This is a genomic window from Clostridium gallinarum (assembly GCF_014836325.1).
GTDB classification, from domain to species: Bacteria; Bacillota; Clostridia; order Clostridiales; family Clostridiaceae; genus Clostridium; species Clostridium gallinarum.
In genome coordinates, this window is the sequence record NZ_JACSQZ010000098.1 from 1 (window position 1) to 5660 (window position 5660).

Here is a 5660-nt window from a genome sequence, read left to right on the forward strand (position 1 = left end):
GTGTTAAAATATCATAGCAAGGTGACTTGGAGCTTGCGACGGAACCTGGATATGATACTTTAACACTTTTTTATTTGTGAAATTACACAATATAAATTTGTTTTTTTTAGTCATAATTTAATATTATATATATATAAGCTTAATAAAATTGAAATTAAATTAAAAAGTAATATAATTAAATCATAAACTATTTGTAAACGATATGAGGGGGTGCGGGAATGGATTGCTTTTATGAGCAATTTCAGACTAAGGATTATAGCAAAATAGAAAAAAGAATGCAAATACTATCAAGGATAGCATTAGTAATGGCAATATTATTTTTAGCAACCCTTAATGTATTTGGAGCTATAGTTTTTATATTGATGTATCTTATAGTCTTTATAATGTCTAGAAAGTTAATCGTAGAATATGAATATGAATTAACAGGGGACGAGCTTTCTATTTATAAAATAATGAATAAAAGCAAGAGAAAAGAAATAGGAAGTATCAATATAAAACAAATATCAAGTGTAAAAAAATTAGATAAAATTAGTAGTAATACTAAATTAGTAAAGGCGTATTTAGAAGAGTCTGAAAATAAACCAATGGTTTATTTAACTAAAAAGTCTGAAGGACTTGTGGGATTTCAATTGGCAATAGATGAAAATTTAATGCATTTAATTAAAAAAGTTAACCCATTAATATTTTATTAATATAAATTGGAGGAGAGAATTATGGCAGGTTTAAAATTAAAACATATTAAAAAAGTATATGAGAATGGATTTGAAGCAGTTAAGGACTTTAATTTAGATATTGAAGACAGAGAATTTATTGTTTTCGTTGGACCATCTGGATGTGGTAAGTCAACTACTTTAAGAATGATTGCAGGATTAGAAGAAATTTCAGATGGAGAATTATATATTGATGATAAATTAGTTAATGATGTAGCTCCAAAGGATAGAGATATAGCAATGGTTTTCCAAAACTATGCATTATATCCTCATATGACTGTATATGAAAATATGGCATTTGGATTAAAACTTAGAAAATTACCAAAGGATGAAATAGATAAAAAAGTTAGAGAAGCAGCTAAAATATTAGATATTGAGCATTTATTAGATAGAAAGCCAAAGGCTTTATCTGGTGGACAAAGACAAAGAGTTGCTATGGGAAGAGCCATAGTTAGAAGTCCAAAGGTATTCTTAATGGACGAACCTTTATCAAACTTAGATGCTAAGTTAAGAGTTCAAATGAGAATAGAAATATCTAAATTATATAATGAATTAAATACTACATTTATATATGTTACACATGACCAAACAGAAGCAATGACTTTAGGAACTAGAATAGTAGTTATGCAAGATGGAATTGTTCAACAAGTTGCATCACCAAATGAAATATATAACCATCCAGCAAATCTTTTTGTTGCAGGTTTTATAGGAAGTCCTCAAATGAATATGACATATGGAGAAACTTCAGTTAAAGATGGAAAACACTATGTTAAAGTTTTTGATAAGTTAATGGAAATTCCAGCAGATAAAGTTAAGGCTGTAAAAGATAAGAATGCAGAAAATATAGAAGTTATAGTTGGTATAAGACCAGAAAATATCTATCATGATGCAGAAGAATTAGCTAAACCAGGTGTTGTTAAGTTTAATGCAGTAGTAGATTTAATGGAAAACTTAGGTTCTGAAACTTATATTCACATTAAGAAGGATGGAGCTAACTTTATTATTAAATCAAGAACAGCAGCAAATTATAAAATTGGAGATCCAATAGAATTTGGATTTGATGCTAACAAGATTCATATATTTGATAAAGAAGAACAAAATACAATATTCTAATAAAAGAAGGGATGCACTTAGTGTATCCCTTTAAATTTACTACTTAGAAAAGTTTTCTTCAGCTTGCTTCCAATTAACAACAGACCACCAGTTTTGAATATATGCTGGACGTTTATTTTGATAATTTAGATAGTAAGCATGTTCCCATACATCTAAGCCTAATATTAATTTATATCCTTCTGAAATAGGATTATCTTGGTTAGCAGTACTCATAACCTTTAATTCTCCATTTGAATCTTTAACTAACCATGCCCAACCAGAACCAAATCTTGTTGTAGCAGCTGCAGCAAATTTTTCTTTAAAAGCATCAACTGAACCGAAAGTCTTTTCGATAGCAGCTAATAAATCTCCTGAAGGTTGTTGGTTATGATTTTCTGACATAATGTTCCAGAAGAAATCGTGGTTATAAGCTCCACCAGCATTGTTTATAACAGCTTGCTTTATGTCAGCTGGTAATGAATCTAAGTTTGTTAGAATTTCTTCTAATGACTTTTCATAGTATTCAGGATATTTTGATAACGCGTTATTTAAATTATCTACATAAGCTTGATGATGCCTATCATGATGTATTTCCATTGTAAGTGCGTCTATATAAGGAGCCAAAGCATCAAATGCATATGGCAATGGTTTTAATGTAAATTTGTTCATATCTATCACCTCATAAATTCTTTTAATACTTTATTATTGTTAATAATAATCATTATCAATTACTATCTTTTATTATATTATAGTACTAAAATTTGGATATGTCCATAGCTAATTTTAAGAAAATTTAAAATATTTAATTATTATGAAAAAAATAAAAGTAGGATTAATTCCTACTTTTAATTAACTATTAAAATAATTTTCAACTTGCTTCCAATTAACTACATTCCACCAATTATCTATATAATCCTTACGTCTATTTTGATATTTTAAATAATAAGCATGTTCCCATACATCTATACCTAAAATTGGTTTTAAACCTTGAGAGATAGGTGAATCTTGATTAGGAGTTGAGATTATAGATAGACTACCATCTTTATTTAAAACTAACCAAGCCCAGCCAGATCCAAATCTTCCTAAAGCAGCTTCATTAAACTTTGTTTTTAAATTATCTAAAGAACCAAAGTCCTTATTAATAGCTTTTAATAATTCTCCACTTGGGTTTTGACCTTTTTCTGGTGACATTATTGACCAAAAGAAATCATGATTATATACTCCACCAGCATTGTTTTTGACTGTTTCTCTAATATCTTCTGGAATAGAGTTTAAATTCTTTAAAATGCCTTCCAATCCTTTTTTATATAATTCAGGATATTTTGATATTGCTTTATTTAAATTATCTACATAAGCTTTTTCATGTTTATCATGATGAAGCATCATAGTTTTCTTATCTATATAAGGTTCCAATACATCATAAGCATAAGGCAATGGCTTAAGTTCAAATTGAGTATCTCCCAAATTATTACTTTTAACAGAAATAGTAGGTATTAGAACAATAAATGAAATAATAGATAATGTTGCAAGTAAAAGTATTGTATATTTTTTCTTCAAATTAAACACCTCCTATTTTAGTGTTTACAAATGAAAGTAAATTTATAAGCAATTAGTATAAATGATATAATAAATATAAATTTAATTTATTTGGAGGAATTATGAGAGAAGTTGAAGTAGAAGAATTTATAAAAGAGAATTTAATAAATATAGTTTATTTTAGTGGATCAACTTGTGGAGCTTGTGATGCTATAAAGGAAAAGGTATTACATATTATTAAAGAATATGAAAAGATTAAATTTATAGAAATAAATGCAGTTGAAAATAAAGAATTAGCTGCATCGTATAATATATTTTCTTTACCTATTTTATTATTATTTGTTAATGGGAAAGAAACATTGAGAGTAGGAAGGTACTTTGATTTATTAGATTTTAAAAATACAATAGATAGATATTATAATTTAATATTTTAAGAATTCCTTAATAATTTTGATAGTAACTTTGTAATTTGTTAATATTACCATTATTATCATAGGAAGTTACTTAAAACTACATTTATATAAATTTAGGGGGAAATATGAGCAAATATAATATTTTAGTAGTAGACGATGATAAGGAAATTACAGAGGCTATAGAAATTTATCTTTTAAATGAAGGATATAATGTTTTTACAGCTTACGATGGAATTCAAGCATTAAAAGTTGCAAAGGAAGAGAATATTCATTTAATAATTATGGATATAATGATGCCTAATCTTAATGGAACTCGAGCAACTATAGAATTAAGAAAAGAAAAAGAAATTCCAATAATAATGCTTTCAGCCAAGAGTGAAGACTCAGATATAATTTTAGGTCTTAATCTAGGTGCTGATGATTATTTAACTAAACCATTTAATCCATTAGAGCTTATTGCTAGAGTAAATTCACAAATAAGAAGATATACAAGATTTTCTTCATTAAATACAAGTGAGAATCAAGATATTATCATAGTAGGGGGATTAGAATTAAATAAAGCTAGCAAACTTGTAACTGTAAATGGAAGAGAAGCTAAACTAACTCCATTAGAGTTTAAGATTTTAAATCTTCTTATGAGTAACTTAGGAAGAGTATTTTCAATAGAAGAAATTTATGAAAGAGTTTGGAATGAAGCTCCCTATAATGTAGATACAGTAACTGTCCATATAAGGAGGATAAGGGAAAAAATAGAGGTAGATCCTAGAAATCCTCAATATGTAAAGGTGGTGTGGGGAGTTGGATACAAAGTTGACAAAAAATAAGATTTTAAAAGATTTAGAAAAATATACAATAATTGTATTAGCAATATTTTTTTCTATTTCATTATTTCGAACATTAGAAGAATATAAAAATTTTAATTTATATTTTGGAAATGGTTTTTATAATAATAATTTGGTAAAAAGTCAATTTTTTATATTAGATAGTAATCTAAATAATTATTCCAAAATATTTTTAGATCTATATGGAAATAGGAAAGAATCTGTTTATGAACAAAAAGTAGAAGAAAAGAATTTAGAAAAAGAAAAAAGTTTACAAGAAGCTGAAGAGAATATAAGGCAAAAAGCAAAAGATATGAATCTATCGGAAGAAGAAATTTTAGAAAAAATAGAAGAAGCTAAAAAAATAATTATGGTAGAAGATAACTCAGTAGATGAATATTTTAATTATTATTTAGAGGAGATAAATAATATTCTTTATAAAAATGTAAATATAGAATTTTTCCTAAAGGATAAGGATGGAGCTAAAATAACGAATATAGAAGATGGGGATATTGAGAAAAAAATAGAGGAAAATAGTTTTCTAAATGATGAGAATTATTATTATATGTATTTTCCAGGTTATAAAGTAACAGATGATAAAAATTTATATTCAAAGGAATTAGAAAGTATATATAACTATATTAATTATGATAGTGGTAATTTAATTAAATTTTATAGGATACCAAAAGAATTAAGACAAGGCGATATATTATATGATGAGTTCTTACGTAAAAGTGATACTATGGAGAGTTTAAACAGAAAAGTAGCTGTAACATCTTTATTAGGAATTTTAATTTTAGTAGTTTCCTTTATAATATATAAAAATAGAAAAAATAATTATACTAATTATTTAGAAGATATATTAATAAAAATTCCTATAGATATAAGATTTTTAATTTTTATATATAGTTTTAATATTTTAAAATCTTTAATATTTAATGTAATACCTTATTATGAGAATAGTAGTTATTCTAATGGGGTAATTTTAAAATCAGTTATTTTTATTATATTAGATTACTATTTTTTTAAGGATATAGTATTAATTTTAAATAAGAAAAGAAATAAGAGTCAATTATTAATAGTTACAT

The 5660-nt window shown here is 25.7% G+C and carries 6 protein-coding genes and 1 pseudogene; 5 read left to right on the top strand and 2 right to left on the bottom strand.

The window, feature by feature from the left end:
• Positions 1 to 218: 218 nt before the first annotated feature.
• Positions 219 to 692 carry a hypothetical protein gene (locus tag H9660_RS15585; protein ID WP_191751293.1) on the top strand — a complete coding sequence of 158 codons (474 nt, stop codon included), beginning with the start codon at positions 219 to 221 and terminating at the stop codon, positions 690 to 692.
• Between the two features lie 21 nt (positions 693 to 713).
• Complete coding sequence (locus tag H9660_RS15590; RefSeq protein ID WP_191751294.1) at positions 714 to 1823, top strand: ABC transporter ATP-binding protein; 1110 nt, start codon at positions 714 to 716, stop codon at positions 1821 to 1823.
• A 39-nt stretch (positions 1824 to 1862) separates the two neighbouring features.
• Here H9660_RS15590 and H9660_RS15595 read toward each other — a convergent pair whose 3' ends face one another.
• Positions 1863 to 2471 (bottom strand): superoxide dismutase, encoded by a 609-nt coding sequence (locus tag H9660_RS15595; RefSeq protein WP_191751295.1) that lies wholly within the window; start codon positions 2469 to 2471, stop codon positions 1863 to 1865.
• A 180-nt stretch (positions 2472 to 2651) separates the two neighbouring features.
• A complete protein-coding gene (locus H9660_RS15600; RefSeq protein ID WP_191751296.1) occupies positions 2652 to 3359 on the bottom strand; it encodes a superoxide dismutase in 708 nt (235 codons plus the stop codon).
• A gap of 101 nt (positions 3360 to 3460) precedes the next feature.
• Between H9660_RS15600 and H9660_RS15605 the strand changes: the two genes are divergently transcribed.
• The 3 genes and pseudogenes from H9660_RS15605 to H9660_RS15615 form a co-directional block, all read left to right on the top strand.
• Positions 3461 to 3772, top strand: a complete 312-nt coding sequence (locus tag H9660_RS15605; RefSeq protein WP_191751297.1) for a thioredoxin family protein — start codon at positions 3461 to 3463, stop codon at positions 3770 to 3772.
• Positions 3773 to 3876: 104 nt separating this feature from the next.
• Positions 3877 to 4575 carry a response regulator transcription factor gene (locus tag H9660_RS15610; protein ID WP_191751298.1) on the top strand — a complete coding sequence of 233 codons (699 nt, stop codon included), beginning with the start codon at positions 3877 to 3879 and terminating at the stop codon, positions 4573 to 4575.
• Positions 4550 to 5660 (top strand): annotated as a pseudogene (locus H9660_RS15615) (sensor histidine kinase); the annotation flags it as partial. The gene H9660_RS15610 and the pseudogene H9660_RS15615, both read left to right, overlap by 26 nt.